Here is a 15,868-nt window from a genome sequence, read left to right as displayed (position 1 = left end):
TTTTGCCCGCTCAATGTAGCGGGCTTTTTTTTACTGAAGGAACAAGCAGATCGCAAATTGTAACGATATTGTCTCCTTATTTCCTCCATTGTGCCTTCACATTCCTTAAGTAAAATTAATGTACTCCTGCTTAGACAGGAACCATTCCGTAATCAATGAGTTTCCCCTTACTTCCCGTGATGTAAGGGGATTTTTTTGTCAGTGTTTCAGCAAATACATCGTGCGCGTATAGGCAACATCTTCCGGATTATTAATCGGATAGCCCTTGAGCCACGGCTTGATCAAACGCCCATTGCTGTATTGATAGATTGGCGCAATCGGCGCTTTCTCTGCAATGATGTGCTCCGCCTCGTTATAATCCGCATTACGCGCTTTGGCGTTGGTTTCCAGCGACGCCTGGTTAAGCACTTTGTCGTAACCCGCATCGTTGAAACGCGCAATATTGCTGCTGCTGGTGGAGGTTAACACGGAGAGGAAGGTAGAGGGTTCATTGTAGTCCCCTACCCATGATGCGCGGATCACGTCAAAATTCCCGCTGTTGCGGCTATCGATGTAGGTTTTCCACTCCTGATTCTGCAACTTCACCTCTGCGCCAAGATTCTTTTTCCACATCGATGCCACCGCGATGGCGATTTTCTGGTGGTTTTCGGAAGTGTTATACAGCAGGGTGAGTGTCAACGGACGCTGTGGCCCGTATCCGGCCGCCTGTAGCAGCGTTTTTGCCTGTGCGTTCAGTTCCGCCTGGCTCATATGCTCGATTTGCGACGGTTGCGGTTCAAACCCGGCCGTCACATCCGGTGTAAAACGCCAGGCCGGTTTTTCACCGGTACCCAGAACTTTTTCCGCCATGATGCGCCGATCAATGGTCATACTCAGCGCCAGACGTACTCGTGCATCGGCGGTTGGCCCTTTCTGGGTGTTAAACGCGTAGTAATACGTGCCCAACTGCGGCGGCGTATAGACCTGCCCCGGAATGTCTTTCAGCAATTTTTGATAGAGGTTTTTCGGAAACGACTCGGTAATGTCGATATCGTTCGCCAGATAGCGTTTGGTGGCGGCCGACTCCTGGTTGATCGGCACAAAGGTCACCTTCTGGATCACCGTTTTGCCATTATCCCAGTACTGTTTATTCGGTTCGAGCACCAGTTTTTCATTGACCACACGATCGACCAGCACATACGCGCCATTCCCCACCAGATTACCCGGACGCGTCCAATCCGCACCGCTTTCAACATTGGCCTTCTGTACCGGGTAGAAGGCGAAACTGGCCGCTAAACTGGGGAACCACGGCAGCGGTTTATCCAGTTGCACCCGCAAGGTGCGCGCATCCACGGCGCTGACGCCAAGCTGGTCCGGCGTCATTTTACCGTCGGTGACGTTTTTAGCGTTTGCAATCCCCGCCAGGGCAGCGAAACCGGCGAACGGCGAGGTGGTTTTCGGGTCAACAAGCCGCTGCCAACTGTAAACAAAGTCCTGCGCGGTAACGGGAGTACCGTCTGACCACTTCGCATTATCACGCAGCGTGAAGGTCCAGATGCGGTTATCGCTGCTTTGCCATTTAGACGCCACGCCAGCAACAATTTCGCCCTTCTCATTCTGGTTAACCAGGCCTTCATACAGATCGCGGATCACCTGAATTTCCGGCAGGCCGACCGCTTTGGCGGGATCCAGCGTTGCCGGTTCATCTTTAATATGCCGAACCAGTTCCTGTTTTGCCGCCAGTTGCGTTCCCGGCGGCACATCTGCGGCCAGTGAAACGGAAGAAAAACCGCACAGCCAGAGCGCGCAGCTCAGCATGGAAAGTCGATGCGTCATGGGATCCCCTTGTAATATGTCATTCCCGGCGAAAGATTAGGTAATTATTTGTTTTAAAACGAAGGAATGCAAACGGCGAGAGGAGAAACATTGATGATGGACAGCAATTTAACCGGCGTGGCATGATTTGCCTCGCCCCGCTTTGTGTTTACACTTGCTCTAAGGCCACCACTGAAAAAGGACGCTTATGCCTGCCACACGACCACGCCCACAGCGCGGCGCGTTTGCCCACCGTAGTGAAGAGTTTGGCCACTCGCAGCTGGGCGCGCCGTTACTGTGGTTTCCTGCGCCGACGGCGACCCGCGAAAGCGGCCTGATCATTGCCGGGACGCATGGCGATGAAAACGCCTCTATCGTGACGCTCTCCTGCGCTTTACGCACGCTGACACCCGAGCTACGCCACCATCATGTAGTGCTGGCGGTCAATCCCGACGGCTGCCAGCTCGGTTTGCGGGCCAACGCCAACGGTGTCGATCTCAATCGCAACTTCCCTGCTGCGAACTGGAAAGCGGGCGAAACGGTCTACCGCTGGAACAGCGCAGCAGAAGCACGCGATGTGGTGTTGTTAACCGGCGAGTCGCCCGGCTCCGAACCCGAAACGCAGGCGCTATGTCAATTGATTCATCGCATTCACCCCGCCTGGGTGGTCACCTTTCACGATCCGCTGGCCTGTGTGGAAGATCCGCGTGAAAGCCCCCTTGGGCAGTGGTTATCCACCCGTTTTTCTCTCCCGCTGGTGACCAGCGTCGGTTACGAAACGCCGGGGTCATTTGGTAGCTGGTGCGCAGACATTGACCTGCACTGTATTACCGTTGAATTCCCACCGATTTCCGCCGATGATGCCAGCGAAAAATACCTCGCCGCAATGACGGCGTTACTGCACTGGGATCCTCAAAGGTGAAGCTCTCCGGTGGTAAAGCGCAATGCCGGTTCGACATCCACCGCCAGCCAGGTGGGGCCATCGAGATCGGCAAAGCGCACCCGGTTAGCCAGCGGCAGCGCCGCGCTAATGGCGCGCGAGGTACAGATCATACAGCCCAGCATCAGCGCAAACCCTTGCTCAACAGCCGCATCGGCCAGCGCCAACGCTTCGGTCAGCCCACCTGCTTTATCAAGCTTGATGTTCACCATCTCATAGCGCCCCTGTAACGCGGGCAGGCTTGCTCGCGTGTGGCAACTCTCATCCGCACAAATCGGCAGTGGATGAATAAAGTTGGCAAGCACATCATCTTTACCCGCGGGGAGCGGCTGTTCCAGCATCGCCACGCCGAGATCGGCAAGAAGCTGGCACCGCGCCGCCAGGCCTTCACTATGCCAGGATTCATTCGCATCAACGATCAAGGTCGCGTTGGGTGCCGCGGCACGGATCGCCACCAGCCGTTCACTGATCAAATGATCGTCGAGCTTCACTTTCAGTAACTGCGCCCCCTTCTCACACAGCGCAGCCGCACTGGCGGCCATCTGTTCCGGCGTACCAATCACGACGGTTTGCGCCGTAACGAGGGTGTGCGGCAATGTGACGCCAGTGTAAGTCGCCAGCGTCATCGCCGCTTTACGTGAAGCGAGATCCCACAGCGCGCAATCCACTGCGTTACGCGCAGCGCCTGCCGGCAGCATGGTTTGCAGATCGTCACGGGTAAGACGATTTTCCAGTTGCGGCGCGATGGTCATGATTTGTGCCATCACCGAGGCTTCGCTCTCCCCATAGCGTGGGTACGGCGTACATTCCCCCACCGCTTTGATGCCATCTTCTTCCAGTTCCACCACCACCACTCGCGCTTCGTTGCGGGAGCCTCGCGCAATCACAAACGGTGTATGCAGCGGCCAGGTTTCCTCATACACTTTAACGGTTCGCATTCCTCACTCCTCTGCAGCACTGTAAACCAGTATAGATACGAAAATTGGTTTGCCGTGTTCTCTGTGGATGGCATACACTATCGATGACGTTAACTATTTGTAAACAGGAAGATATCTATGTCACAACTCGTTCATTTCCAGGGCAACCCGGTTCCCGTTGCCGGCGCGATTCCCCAGGTTGGTAGCAAAGCCAAAGCTTTCACTCTGGTGGCTAAAGATCTGTCCGACGTCACACTGGCTCAGTTCGCTGGCAAACGTAAAGTGCTGAACATTTTCCCGAGCATTGATACCGGCGTGTGCGCTGCTTCTGTTCGTAAATTCAACCAGTTAGCGACCGAAATGAACAACACGGTCGTGTTGTGTATTTCTGCCGATCTGCCGTTTGCCCAGTCCCGTTTTTGCGGCGCTGAAGGCCTGAGCAATGTCATCACGCTTTCAACCCTGCGCGGCCAGTCGTTTCTGGCGGACTATGGCGTGGGCATCGCCGAAGGCGCGTTGAAAGGTCTGGCGGCTCGCGCAGTCGTGGTCGTTGATGAAAACGACAACGTTGTGTTCAGCCAGCTGGTGAATGAAATCACTACCGAGCCGGATTACACGGCCGCACTGGATGTACTCAAAGCGTAACCTGTTGCCCGGTGCATTAAAAAAGCCTCCATTCGGAGGCTTTTTCATTCATTTTTCAGCTTTGCTACTCGTCGCCTTTCTTCTGGCTTAACCCGTATTCCCGCAGCTTATTGGCAATGGCGGTATGTGACACCCCCAGCCGTTTTGCCAGTTTGCGCGTACTGGGATAGTTACGATAAAGCTGAGTCAGCACTGAGCGCTCAAAACGGCTGGTAATATCGTCCAGCGACCCTTCCATAGCATCTTCACCCACCGGCACCGTTGCGGCATCGTAATCCGGCAACAGGATGTCCTGCGCGTGCAGCTCGTAACCTTCCAACTGCGTCAGCGCCCGATAAATGGCGTTCTTTAACTGACGTACGTTGCCAGGCCAGCCATAGCGACTCAGTAATTGATTCAAATCCTGCGACAGTTTCGGGCGCGGCACGCCTTGTTCATCGGCAAAGCGGGCAACAAACAGTTCGGTCAGCGGCATAATATCCTGAGGGCGGTCGCGCAGCGGCGGCAGGTTCAGCGTCAGAACATTCAGCCGATAGTAGAGATCTTCCCGGAACATGCCTTTTTGCACCAGTTCAACCAGATTGCGCTGGGTCGCGCAGATCACGCGGACATCGACATGCACTTCATGATCTTCGCCCACGCGACGAAACGTACCGTCATTGAGAAAACGCAGCAGCTTGACCTGCATCCGCGGCGACATTTCGCCAATCTCGTCCAACAGTACGGAGCCACCGTTGGCCTGTTCGAAAAAGCCCTTTTTCCCTTCCGGCGCGTGACCAAACAGTTCACTCTCCACAGACTCTTCCGGAATCGACGCGCAGTTCAGCGCCAGGTAGGGTTTCGCGGCCCGTGGGCTGGCAAGATGGCAGGCATGCGCCAGCAGATCTTTGCCGGTACCGGTATCGCCGGTGATCAACAGCGGCGCCGTCAGGGTCGCCAGTTTGCGCGCCTGATCGATGAGATGACGCATTTTCGGGCTAACGGCAACGATCTGGCTGAATGCGCTGACATCCTGCTGGCTGATGTTTTGCAACTGCCGCCCCATACGCACGGTCGAACGCAGCATCACCACCGCGCCAGTCAGCATCGGTTCGCCGGTTTCCCCTTCCAGATGCACCGGCGTGATTTCCATCAGGAAATTTTGCCCGCCGATCACCACATGTTCGTTATGAGAGTTTTGCGGGTTACCTTCCAGCCAGCGCTGAAAGTTAAAACCCGCGATAAGCTGTACCGCGTTGTGATTACGTAATTTATCAATGTCCTGCGCAAAAAGCTGACAACTGGCGGGGTTGGCCAGTTCGATTTTGCTTTTCATATCCAGCGAGAGAACGGGTTCCGGTAACGCTTCCAGCAATGCGCTCAGCGCACGGTGTTCTCGCTCAGATGGCATCCACAACACGGTGCGCACATCGGTGACACCCGGAATACGGCGTATCTCCGCCATCAGGCTGCTGAATGCGTCAAATTGCAGCGCCGCAAAATTGAGGTAAATTCGCCCGATAGGGTCAATTTCAATCCCGCGTAAATCGATACTGCGCAACACCAGCAGATCCAGCAACTCGCGTGTCAGACCAAGGCGGTCTTCGCAAAAAACTTCCAGACGCATGGGAATAGTCACCCTTATTCATTGACGTAATGAAGGGATGATAAGCCACTTCCCGGCTGGCAGGAAGATGCCTGTCAACAAATATTGACAGCGTGCCGGAAAAACCGCCACTGCGCTGTAAAGTTAAGCGCGCAGCGCCGGTTTATTACTCTGCGGGGGAAGATGATTTACTCTTCTGGAGGCTCTCTTTTAGCTGACCAATAAGCTGGCGGCGAAAATCGCCCAGACGAGGTTTATCCTCTTCCAGCCAGGGTAACGGGCGGCACAACTCCATGGCTTTGATGCCCAGACGCGCCGTCAGCAACCCGGCGCCAATGCCCTGCGCCGCGCGGGCGGAAAGGCGTGCCGCAAGATCCTGCGACATCCAGTCCATACCGACTTCACGCACCAGTTCACTCGCGCCGGCGAAGGCGATGTTCAGCAACACCAGGCGGAACAGACGCAGGCGGCTGTAATAGCCCAGTTCAATGCCATACAACGTGGCAATGCGGTTGATCAGGCGCAGATTGCGCCAGGCGATAAAGGCCATATCCACCATCGCCAGTGGACTGACTGCGATCATCAGTGCAGATTCCGCAGCGGAACGACTGATCTCACGTCGTGCCTGTGCATCCAGTACCGGCTGCACCAGATGCGCATACAGCGTCACCACTTCGCGATCGTTTTGCGTTTCATGGATAGCGGCATACCAGCGCTGCAACGCCGGGTGCGCCTGATCGATACCGGCCTGGCGGGCGAGTTTTTCGCAAAACGCGCGACCACGCCCTGCACCATGGCTGTGTAACAGATAGCGGGCTTCATCCCGTTCCTGCGCCCGCTGGCGCAGACGCCACAAACGCCGCCACTCGCTGGCGACCGAACCGACGCCTGCCCCGATAATCAGCGCACCGGCGGCGCACCCACCTAACGCCACCCAGTCCTGCGTCTGCCAGGCGTTCATCGTCCATTGCACACCCTGACCGATCACACTGACGCCAAACAGCGCCAGCCCGGCGCTGACCATCTTGCGCCACAGACTGCGTTTCGGGCGTAGTGCAGCCTCGACCACCGCTTCCGCCGGCCCCTCTTCCGCTAATGCTTCGACGGCAACCGGCGCGAATTTCTCTGCCTGCGCATCACTAAATGTGTGGGCGGTTTTGAAGGAGGGCGTGATCTCCGCATCCAGCGGCCCGGCGAAATCGATTCTCGGCTTGATCGGCTCGCTCATCGCAATTTATCTCCAATTAAAAATTCCAGCGCCGCGTCCAGGCGGATATGCGGCAACGGCTTGTCAACATCCATCACTTGCGGCCGGAAGGCCTCGAAATTAAAGCCTTGTTTATCCCAGAACGCCTGGCCCGGCAATCGGGCAGGCACATCGCCCGGATAAACCGTCAGCGGCGTGCCATCACTCAGCCGGCGACCGCGCAATGCCGGGATCTTTTCGCCATTGACCTCAATGAGCCCGCTTTGCGTGGCCTGAACCGAAGCCAGCCCAAGGCAATCCATACTGATCCCTTCGAACGCGGCATTCTGCCACGCATCCTGAATGAGTTGTTGCAGCAGCGACACCATATTGGCGTGCTGATCGACCGTGATATGGTCGGCTTTTGTGGCAGCGAACAACAACTTGTCGATCACCGGGGAGAACAAGCGACGAAACAGCGTGCGCTGCCCGTAGTGAAAACTTTGCATCAACTGCGTCAGGGCCAGACGCATATCATTAAAGGCCTGTGGCCCGTTGTTCAGCGGTTGCAGGCAATCCACCAGCACAATCTGGCGATCGAACTTCAAAAAGTGATGTTTATAAAACCCTTTCACTACCTGTTCACAGTAGTAGTTATACCGCTCACGCAGCATGCCCGCGTTGGTGTGTTTATCCGCCTGCGCCAGTTTGCTTTCGCCCACGTTGTCGACATCCGGCCACGGGAAGAATTGCAGCGCGGGCGCACCCGCCATATCGCCAGGCAGCACAAAACGCCCCGGCTGAATAAAATGCAGCCCTTCACGCTTACACTGGTGAAGATACTCAGTCCAGGCGGCGGCAATATCCGCCAGCCGGTTCTCATCGGCGGGGGCCAGCGGATCCAGATCGGCACAGCTTGCCCGCCATTTTGCCGCCCATTCCTGTCGCTGCCCTTGCAGCAAACCCGTCATCTGCCGTGACCAGCTCAGGTAATCCTGCGCCAGCATCGGGAGATCCAGAAGCCACTCGCCAGGATAGTCGACAATTTCCAGATAGAGCGTGGAGGTTTCTTTAAAATGGCGCATCAGCGAATCATTTGAACGAAAACGCAGCGCCAGACGGATCTCACTGACACCCCGTGTGGGGGTCGGCCAGACGGGCGGTGTGCCATAGAGTTGAGCCAGCCCTTCATCATATGTAAAACGGGGAATGCCAAAGTCACGTTGCGGCACGCGCTTTACCCCCAGAATGCGCTCTTCGCGCACCGCACTCAGTAGTGGCAAGCGTGCGCCTGCGTGAATGGAGAGAAGCTGGTTAACCAGTGCAGTGATAAACGCTGTTTTGCCGCTCCGGCTCAGGCCTGTCACCGCAAGGCGTAAATGCCTGTCCATACCGCGGTTCACCAGCGCATTCAGTTCGTTCTTGAATCGATCCATCGCCATTGTGTGTCGCCCTGAAGTGAAAACAATAGGTACAGTGTATGAGATGTGGGCAGGTTACTGATTATCAACCAACCGAAAGGCCAAATGACCCCGCAGGATCATTTGTCGTTCATAAAGCGGCGGGAAAATTGGCTGGCGGCCCGTTTCAGTAATGGCTCCAGCGCAAAGGCCAGCAACAGTTTCACTGGCCGCCGGGCAACGGATTTTACCGCCCAGCCCGCCACACCAGCCGGGCCATAACGCAGCGCCGTGAGCAACACCAGTTTGCCGGCGACCTTCAGCGCTGGCGTCACTTTACGACCCGTTTGTTGCCAACGATGATTCATGCTTTACCTCTTAAAGCTGGCGGAACCGGCTACGCAGGGAAAAGGTGTCGGAGGTAACGTAACGCTCCATCTGCCGCAAACGCGCCTCACCCGCCGCAAGTTGCGCATCCACCGCATCAAGCAACTCACTACTGCTGGGGACGGATTCCCCTTCCGCATAATTCTCCGGCAGCGGATCGAGCACAAAAAACAGCACGATATACGCAGCAACAACGATAAAAAACAGGCCGAAACACATTGCCAGGATGGTCAGAATACGCACGATTTTGACGCGAATATCCAGATACTGCGCGATCCCCGCGCACACGCCGCCCACTTTGCCGCGTTGCGGAATGCGCCACAATTTTTTATTAAGGTCGAGGGTAGCCATCAGCGATCTCTCCAGTTCGGGTGTTCCGCATCAAGAATATCTTCCAGCGCCTGAATACGTTCACGCATCCGCGTTGCATCTTCTGATAACTGCATTAACCGCTGCTGCTCACTCTGATTCAGTTCGCCGCGCGAGGTGCGGTTGTTGTAGTGCAGCCATAACCAGACAGGCAAAATAAACAGGATGAATAACGTCAGGGGTATAGCCAGAAAAAGCGTGCTCATGTGTACTCCTTACAGGGATGACGCGCGGCATCTTCTGATGCCGCCGCTGTTTATTATTGATTATCCTGCTTCATTTTGGCTTTCAGTTGCGCCAGTTGTTCACTGATTTCGTCATCCGCGCGCAGTTCAGCAAATTCCTGATCCAGCGATTTCTGTTTGCCAAAGCCGTGGCTTTCCGCTTCGGCTTCCATTTGATCAATGCGGCGCTCAAAGGATTCAAAACGCGCCATCGCTTCATCCAGTTTGCCGCTGTCAAGCTGGCGGCGCACATCACGCGAGGAGCTGGCCGCCTGGTGGCGCAAGGTCAGTGCCTGTTGACGAGCGCGAGTTTCACTGAGTTTATTTTCAAGTTCACCAATCTCTTTTTTCAGCCGCGTCAGGCTTTCATCAACCAGCGTGACCTCCTGCTCCAGCGTATCGATAAGCGCGGTGACTTTCTGTTTCTCGATCAGCGCCGCACGCGCCAGATCGTCTTTCTCTTTGCGCAGCGCCAGTTCGGCTTTTTCCTGCCATTCGGCCTGCTGCGCCGCGGCCTGCTCAATCCGGCGCGTCAGCTGTTTTTTCTCCGCCAGCGCGCGGGCAGAGGTAGAGCGCACTTCCACCAGCGTGTCTTCCATCTCCTGGATCATCAGGCGCACCAGCTTTTGCGGATCTTCTGCTTTTTCCAGCAGCGAATTAATGTTGGCGTTCACGATGTCGGCAAAACGAGAAAAAATACCCATAGTCAGTTCCTCTTCATTTCTGTAATCGGGCTCAGCCCTGCTACGGGACTATTACAATCTTCGTGCCAGTTTTTATCTCATTGATTTAAAACAAGTCGAATAATTTTACCGCTCTGTTCTTTTGGTCTAAAGTGGTTAATAACACCAACAAGTGGCGAATTTCATCATGTCTGAACACAAGGATAACCTGCTCGGCGAAGCCAATAGCTTTATTGAGGTGCTGGAGCAGGTTTCACGTCTGGCGCCAATTGATAAACCCGTACTGATTATCGGCGAGCGCGGTACCGGTAAGGAGCTGATTGCTAACCGGCTGCACTTTCTCTCCTCCCGCTGGCAGGGGCCATTTATCTCCCTTAATTGCGCGGCATTGAATGAAAACCTGCTGGATTCGGAACTGTTCGGTCACGAAGCCGGCGCATTTACCGGCGCGCAAAAACGCCATCCGGGCCGTTTTGAGCGTGCCGATGGCGGAACGTTATTCCTTGATGAATTGGCCACCGCGCCCATGTTGGTACAGGAAAAGCTGCTGCGGGTCATTGAATATGGCGAACTGGAACGCGTTGGCGGCAGCCAGCCGCTGCAGGTGAATGTCCGGCTGGTCTGCGCCACCAATGCCGACCTGCCGCAAATGGTGCGTGACGGGACCTTTCGGGCGGATCTCCTCGACCGGCTGGCATTCGACGTTGTGCTGCTACCGCCGCTGCGCCGTCGGCAGAGTGATATCATGCTGATGGCGGATCACTTTGCGATCCAGATGTGCCGTGAGCTGTCGCTGCCGCTGTTTCCGGGGTTTACCGAGCGCGCCCGCGACGTACTGCTCCATTACCCCTGGCCGGGCAATATCCGGGAACTGAAAAACGTGGTTGAACGGTCGGTCTACCGGCACGGCAGCAGCGAAACACCGCTGGATACTATTATCCTCGATCCCTTTAACCGCGAGGGTGCCACCTCTCCACAAACGGAACAAAGCACAACTGCCGCTCCCGTATTGCCGCTGGATTTGCGCAAATTTCAGCACGATCAGGAAAAGCAACTGCTGGAAACCAGTTTGCAGCAGGCAAAATTTAACCAAAAACGCGCGGCAGAATTATTAGGTTTGACCTATCACCAACTGAGAGCGCTGCTGAAAAAGCATCAAATAAGCTGAAATCGCCGACAATAACAGCAGTCGTCAGCAGACATTTGTACGAAGCTATGGCAAGTGCGATACACTTTGCTCATGAATTTAAAATCGTTGAAGAAATCATGCGTCTGGTTTTCTCTTCCCTGTTATTGACCGCGAGCCTGGCGACAGGCATTACGCACGCTGCGGCACCGCCAGCCCGTGACGCGGATATCCGCGATAGCGGCTTTGTCTACTGCGTAAATGGTCAGGTCAGCACCTTTAACCCACAGAAGGCGAGCAGCGGTCTGATTGTTGATACGCTGGCGGCACAGCTTTATGACCGACTGCTGGATGTGGATCCCTACACCTATCGGCTGGTGCCGGAGCTGGCTGAGAGCTGGGAAGTGCTGGATAACGGCGCAACGTACCGTTTTCACCTGCGTGACGGCGTGGCTTTCCAGACCACAGCCTGGTTCACCCCGCACCGCGCGTTGAATGCGGACGACGTGGTGTTTACCTTCCAGCGCATTTTCGATCGCAATCATCCGTGGCATAACGTTAACGGCGGCAGCTTTCCCTATTTTGACAGTCTGCAATTTGCTGACTCCATCGACAGCGTACGCAAGCTGGATAACCGTACCGTTGAGTTCCGGCTGAAAAAACCGGATGCCTCGTTTTTATGGCACCTGGCCACCCACTATGCTTCTGTGATGTCGGCGGAATACGCTGCGCAACTGGCGAAAGACGACCATCAGGAATTGATTGACCGGCAGCCGGTGGGCACGGGTCCTTATCAACTGGATGAATACCGCGCCGGGCAATACATTCGGTTACAACGTCACGAAAAGTTCTGGCGCGGCAAGCCATTGATGCCGCAGGTCGTTGTCGATCAGGGCTCCGGTGGCACTGGCCGCCTGTCCAAACTGTTAACCGGCGAGTGTGATGTGCTGGCGTGGCCAGCCGCCAGCCAGTTGACCATTCTGCGTGATGATCCGCGTCTGCGCCTGACGCTGCGCCCGGGAATGAACATCGCCTATCTTGCCTTTAATACCGACAAACCGCCGTTAAATAACCCGGACGTGCGCCATGCGTTAGCGTTATCCATTAATAACCAACGGCTGATGCAGTCGATCTATTACGGTACTGCCGAAACGGCCGCGTCGATTCTTCCGCGTGCTTCATGGGCTTACGATAACGAAGCAAAAATTACCGAGTATGACCCGGCGAAAGCGCGTGAACGCCTGAAAGCGCTGGGGCTGGAACATATGACGTTGCAGCTTTGGGTCCCCACCACTTCGCAAGCGTGGAACCCCAGCCCACTGAAAACCGCCGAGCTTATTCAGGCGGATATGGCGCAGGTCGGCGTAAAAGTGGTGATCGTCCCGGTTGAAGGCCGTTTCCAGGAAGCGCGTCTGATGGACATGAACCACGATTTAACGCTGTCGGGTTGGGCAACAGACAGTAACGATCCGGACAGTTTTTTCCGCCCAATGCTCAGTTGTGCGGCCATTACCTCGCAAACGAACTTTGCCCACTGGTGTAACCGCGAATTTGACGACGTGCTGCAAAAAGCGCTGGCCTCTCAGCAGTTAGCTGCACGTATTGATGCTTATGACGAAGCACAACAAATCCTCGCTCGCGAGCTGCCGGTGCTGCCGCTGGCGTCATCTCTGCGCTTGCAGGCCTATCGTTACGATATTAAAGGGCTGGTGCTGAGTCCGTTTGGCAGCGCCTCTTTTGCCGGAGTCTCGCGGGAAAAACAAGAGGTCTCGCCGCCATGATTATTTTTACCCTGCGCCGTTTGTTGCTGCTGCTGGTGACGTTGTTTTTACTGACCTTTATCGGGTTCAGTCTCAGTTATTTCACACCGCATGCACCACTCCAGGGGGCGACATTGTGGAATGCCTGGGTGTTCTGGTTTAACGGGCTCCTGCACTGGGATTTTGGCGTTTCCAGCATTGATGGTCAGTTGATTGCCGGGCAGCTTAAAGAGGTGTTCCCGGCGACCATGGAACTGTGCATTCTCGCGTTTGGCTCTGCGTTGTTGGTGGGGATCCCGGTCGGTATGCTGGCGGGTGTGATGCGCAGTAAATGGCAGGACCGGCTAATCAGCGCCATCGCCCTGCTCGGTTTTTCGATTCCGGTCTTCTGGCTGGCGTTGCTGTTGACGCTCTTTTTCTCGCTTAATCTTGGCTGGTTGCCGGTTTCCGGGCGTTTCGACCTGCTGTATGAAGTGAAGACCATTACGGGTTTTGCCATTATCGACGCCTGGCTGTCCGACTCGCCGTGGCGCGAAGAGATGATCATCAGCGCCCTGCGCCATATGGTGTTGCCGGTGCTGACGCTGGCGGTCGCGCCAACCACCGAAGTGATCCGTCTGATGCGCATCAGCACCATTGAGGTGTTTGATAAGAACTACATCAAAGCCGCGGCGACGCGTGGGCAGTCAATGTTAACGATCCTGCGCCGCCATGTGCTGCATAATGCCCTGCCACCGGTGATCCCAAAACTGGGTCTGCAATTTTCCACCATGTTGACGCTGGCAATGATCACCGAAATGGTCTTTAGCTGGCCGGGCCTCGGCCGCTGGTTGATCAATGCCATTCGCCAGCAGGACTATGCGGCTATTTCCGCAGGTGTGATGGTGATTGGCTCACTGGTGATTATCGTTAACGTAATTTCCGATATTCTGGGCGCGCTGGCGAACCCGTTGAAACATAAGGAATGGTATGCCTTACGATAGCGTCTACAGCGAAAAGCGCCCGCCTGGCGCGTTGCGCACCGTGTGGCGCAAATTCTACAGCGACACCACGGCGATGATCGGCCTGTACGGTTGCGGCGCACTGCTGGTGCTGTGCGTGTTCGGCGGCTGGTTTGCGCCTTACGGCCTTGACCAGCAATTCCTCGGTTATCAGTTGCTGCCGCCCTCCTGGTCGCGCTACGGGGACGTTTCCTTCTTCCTCGGTACGGACGATCTCGGCCGCGACGTCTTAAGTCGTCTGCTGAGCGGCGCGGCCCCCACGGTTGGCGGCGCATTTCTGGTGACACTGGCTGCCACATTGTGCGGACTGGTACTCGGTGTATTTGCCGGGGCGACGCACGGTCTGCGCTCGGCAGTGTTAAACCACATTCTTGATACGCTGTTGTCTCTGCCAACGCTGCTGCTGGCCATTATTGTGGTGGCCTTTTCCGGCCCGCACCTCTCCCACGCCATGTTTGCGGTCTGGCTGGCGCTGCTGCCGCGCATGGTGCGTTCGGTCTACAGCATGGTGCATGACGAGTTGGAGAAAGAGTATGTGGTGGCCGCGCGACTCGATGGCGCATCGACGATGAATATTTTGTGGTTTGCGGTGTTGCCGAATATCACCTCCGGCATGATCACGGAAATCACCCGCGCCCTGTCGATGGCAATCCTCGATATTGCCGCCCTCGGTTTTCTCGATCTGGGCGCACAGCTTCCCTCCCCGGAATGGGGCGCAATGCTGGGTGACGCACTGGAGCTGATTTATGTGGCCCCGTGGACGGTCATGCTGCCAGGCGCGGCCATTATGATCAGCGTATTGCTGGTGAACATACTCGGCGACGGTGTTCGCCGCGCGATCAATGCGGGGGTGGAATAATGCCGCTTCTTGATATCCGCAATCTGACCATCGAAGTGAAGACCGGTGAAAACTGGGTTAAAGCTGTCGATCGCGTCAGTCTGACCCTCGCCGAAGGTGAAATTCGCGGGCTGGTGGGAGAATCCGGTTCCGGGAAGAGCTTAATTGCCAAAGCGATTTGCGGCGTCACTAAAGAGAACTGGCGGGTTACCGCCGACCGCATGCGTTTTGATGATATCGACTTGCTGCGCCTGTCAGCGCGGGAGCGGCGTAAGCTGCTGGGTCATAACGTGTCGATGATTTTCCAGGAGCCACAATCCTGTCTCGATCCGTCGGAACGCGTCGGCAAGCAGTTGATGCAAAATATCCCCCGTTGGACATGGAAAGGCAGCTTATTGCAACGGTTTGGCTGGCGTAAACGCCGCGCCATCGAACTGCTGCACCGCGTCGGTATTAAAGATCATAAAGATGCGATGCGCAGCTTTCCTTACGAGTTGACGGAAGGTGAATGTCAGAAAGTGATGATTGCCATTGCGCTGGCTAACCAGCCGCGTTTGCTGATCGCCGATGAGCCAACCAACGCCATGGAGCCGACGACCCAGGCGCAGATTTTCCGTCTGCTTACCCGTCTTAACCAGAATAACAACACCACGATTATGCTGATCAGCCACGATTTGCAGATGCTCAGCAACTGGGCAGATCGCATCAACGTGATGTATTGCGGGCAAACGGTGGAAACCGCTCCCAGCGAAGAGCTGATCGTTACGCCGCATCACCCTTATACTCAGGCGCTCATTCGCGCTATTCCCGATTTTGGCAGCGCTATGCCGCATAAAAGCCGCCTCAACACCATGCCAGGCGCGATTCCGTTACTCGAACAGTTGCCGATTGGTTGTCGCCTCGGGCCGCGTTGCCCTTATGCCCAGCGTAAATGTATTGAGAAGCCCCGACTTACGGGGGCAAGAAACCATCTTTACGCCTGCCATTTCCCGCTGAATATGGAGAGTGAGTGA

16 protein-coding genes are annotated in these 15,868 nt (G+C 55.7%); 7 read left to right on the top strand and 9 right to left on the bottom strand.

All coding sequences use genetic code 11. From position 1 onward, the window contains the following. Positions 1-198 precede the first annotated feature (198 nt). Complete coding sequence (locus ACQ3G7_RS12085) at positions 199-1,815, bottom strand: peptide ABC transporter substrate-binding protein (protein ID WP_430889963.1); 1,617 nt, start codon at positions 1,813-1,815, stop codon at positions 199-201. Positions 1,816-2,002: 187 nt separating this feature from the next. On the opposite strand from ACQ3G7_RS12085, the gene mpaA reads away from it, so the two are divergent. Beyond that, complete coding sequence (mpaA, locus tag ACQ3G7_RS12080) at positions 2,003-2,716, top strand: murein tripeptide amidase MpaA (protein ID WP_430889962.1); 714 nt, start codon at positions 2,003-2,005, stop codon at positions 2,714-2,716. Here the strand turns inward: mpaA and ycjG are convergent. Next, positions 2,707-3,672, bottom strand: coding sequence for an L-Ala-D/L-Glu epimerase (gene ycjG / locus ACQ3G7_RS12075; RefSeq protein WP_430889961.1), 966 nt, complete (start codon positions 3,670-3,672; stop codon positions 2,707-2,709). The genes mpaA and ycjG overlap by 10 nt on opposite strands. 117 nt (positions 3,673-3,789) lie before the next feature. Between ycjG and tpx the strand changes: the two genes are divergently transcribed. Next, positions 3,790-4,296, top strand: coding sequence for a thiol peroxidase (gene tpx / locus ACQ3G7_RS12070; RefSeq protein ID WP_263100707.1), 507 nt, complete (start codon positions 3,790-3,792; stop codon positions 4,294-4,296). Positions 4,297-4,360: 64 nt separating this feature from the next. On the opposite strand, the gene tyrR is transcribed toward tpx, so the two are convergent. The 7 genes from tyrR to pspA form a co-directional block, all read right to left on the bottom strand. Next, the gene (gene tyrR, locus ACQ3G7_RS12065) at positions 4,361-5,902 is read right to left on the bottom strand and encodes a transcriptional regulator TyrR (RefSeq protein ID WP_430889960.1); all 1,542 of its coding nucleotides are present in this window, start codon (positions 5,900-5,902) and stop codon (positions 4,361-4,363) included. Positions 5,903-6,047: 145 nt separating this feature from the next. Beyond that, positions 6,048-7,109 (bottom strand): TIGR01620 family protein, encoded by a 1,062-nt coding sequence (locus ACQ3G7_RS12060; RefSeq protein WP_430889959.1) that lies wholly within the window; start codon positions 7,107-7,109, stop codon positions 6,048-6,050. Then, on the bottom strand, positions 7,106-8,503 hold the full coding sequence (locus tag ACQ3G7_RS12055; RefSeq protein ID WP_430890134.1) for a YcjX family GTP-binding protein: 1,398 nt from the start codon (positions 8,501-8,503) through the stop codon (positions 7,106-7,108). Before ACQ3G7_RS12055 ends, ACQ3G7_RS12060 begins: the two co-directional genes overlap by 4 nt. 104 nt (positions 8,504-8,607) lie before the next feature. After that, complete coding sequence (gene pspD / locus ACQ3G7_RS12050) at positions 8,608-8,835, bottom strand: phage shock protein PspD (protein ID WP_430889958.1); 228 nt, start codon at positions 8,833-8,835, stop codon at positions 8,608-8,610. A gap of 10 nt (positions 8,836-8,845) precedes the next feature. Then, on the bottom strand, positions 8,846-9,205 hold the full coding sequence (gene pspC, locus ACQ3G7_RS12045; RefSeq protein WP_430889957.1) for an envelope stress response membrane protein PspC: 360 nt from the start codon (positions 9,203-9,205) through the stop codon (positions 8,846-8,848). Further along, positions 9,205-9,429 carry an envelope stress response membrane protein PspB gene (gene pspB, locus ACQ3G7_RS12040; protein WP_061496157.1) on the bottom strand — a complete coding sequence of 75 codons (225 nt, stop codon included), beginning with the start codon at positions 9,427-9,429 and terminating at the stop codon, positions 9,205-9,207. The genes pspC and pspB overlap by 1 nt, the downstream gene beginning before the upstream one ends. A gap of 53 nt (positions 9,430-9,482) precedes the next feature. Continuing rightward, entirely contained in the window at positions 9,483-10,151 is a 669-nt protein-coding gene (gene pspA, locus ACQ3G7_RS12035; RefSeq protein WP_263100702.1) for a phage shock protein PspA, read from the bottom strand. 151 nt (positions 10,152-10,302) lie between these two features. Here pspA and pspF point away from each other — a divergent pair, with 151 nt between their 5' ends. The 5 genes from pspF to sapD all read left to right on the top strand — a co-directional run bounded on the left by pspF (position 10,303) and on the right by sapD (position 15,868). After that, positions 10,303-11,298 carry a phage shock protein operon transcriptional activator gene (pspF, locus tag ACQ3G7_RS12030; protein ID WP_430889956.1) on the top strand — a complete coding sequence of 332 codons (996 nt, stop codon included), beginning with the start codon at positions 10,303-10,305 and terminating at the stop codon, positions 11,296-11,298. A gap of 98 nt (positions 11,299-11,396) precedes the next feature. After that, a complete protein-coding gene (sapA, locus tag ACQ3G7_RS12025) occupies positions 11,397-13,037 on the top strand; it encodes an ABC transporter substrate-binding protein SapA (RefSeq protein ID WP_430890133.1) in 1,641 nt (546 codons plus the stop codon). Continuing rightward, on the top strand, positions 13,034-13,999 hold the full coding sequence (gene sapB, locus ACQ3G7_RS12020) for a putrescine export ABC transporter permease SapB (RefSeq protein WP_263100700.1): 966 nt from the start codon (positions 13,034-13,036) through the stop codon (positions 13,997-13,999). The genes sapA and sapB overlap by 4 nt, the downstream gene beginning before the upstream one ends. Next, positions 13,986-14,876: a putrescine export ABC transporter permease SapC gene (sapC, locus tag ACQ3G7_RS12015; protein ID WP_430889955.1), complete on the top strand. Its 891-nt coding sequence runs from the start codon at positions 13,986-13,988 to the stop codon at positions 14,874-14,876. The genes sapB and sapC overlap by 14 nt, the downstream gene beginning before the upstream one ends. Next, positions 14,876-15,868, top strand: a complete 993-nt coding sequence (gene sapD / locus ACQ3G7_RS12010) for a putrescine export ABC transporter ATP-binding protein SapD (RefSeq protein ID WP_263100698.1) — start codon at positions 14,876-14,878, stop codon at positions 15,866-15,868. Before sapC ends, sapD begins: the two co-directional genes overlap by 1 nt.

It is taken from the genome of Kosakonia sp. N21, assembly GCF_050587465.1.
Taxonomy (GTDB): Bacteria; Pseudomonadota; Gammaproteobacteria; order Enterobacterales; family Enterobacteriaceae.
The sequence above is the reverse complement of the archived record's forward strand: the minus strand, read 5'-3'. Positions and strand labels throughout refer to the sequence as shown.